This is a genomic window from Ruegeria sp. CE9, from assembly GCF_056537425.1.
This window is the reverse complement of the sequence record NZ_JBQFRO010000140.1, coordinates 1-531: the sequence shown is the minus strand read 5'-3', so window position 1 is coordinate 531 and position 531 is coordinate 1. Positions and strand designations below refer to the sequence as shown.

Sequence of the window (531 nt, the reverse complement as noted above, 5' to 3'; positions counted from 1 at the left end):
TGCCGTGGGTCACCGTGTCGAGCCCGCCCTTGATCAACTGATCCGACAGCGCCTGCGCGTTGGCCACGACCTGCTGGATGTAGCTTTTGAATTCGGGACGCAGCGCCTCGCCGAAGGCCACGGCCTTGCCTGCGATCACATGCATCAGCGGACCGCCCTGAATGCCGGGGAAGATGGCCGAGTTCACTTTCTTAGCGATATCTTCATCATTGGTCAGGATCATGCCGCCACGGGGGCCGCGCAAGGTTTTGTGCGTCGTGGTCGTCGCTACATGCGCATGCGGGAAGGGGCTGGGATGCTCGCCTGCGGCGACCAGACCGGCAAAATGCGCCATGTCAACGTGCAGGTAGGCACCGACCATGTCGGCGATCTCGCGCATGCGGGCAAAGTCGATCTGGCGCGGGATGGCCGAGCCGCCAGCGATGATCAGCTTGGGCTGGTGCTCTTTCGCCAGCGCTTCGACCTGATCATAGTCCAGCATATTGTCTTCCTTGCGGACACCGTACTGAACCGCGTTGAACCACTTGCCCG

The 531-nt window shown here is 62.0% G+C and carries 1 protein-coding gene; it reads right to left on the bottom strand.

All coding sequences use genetic code 11. From position 1 onward, the window contains the following. The coding region (locus ACR0B3_RS24530; RefSeq protein ID WP_480811315.1) for a DegT/DnrJ/EryC1/StrS family aminotransferase at positions 1-531 on the bottom strand (531 nt) is incomplete at both ends.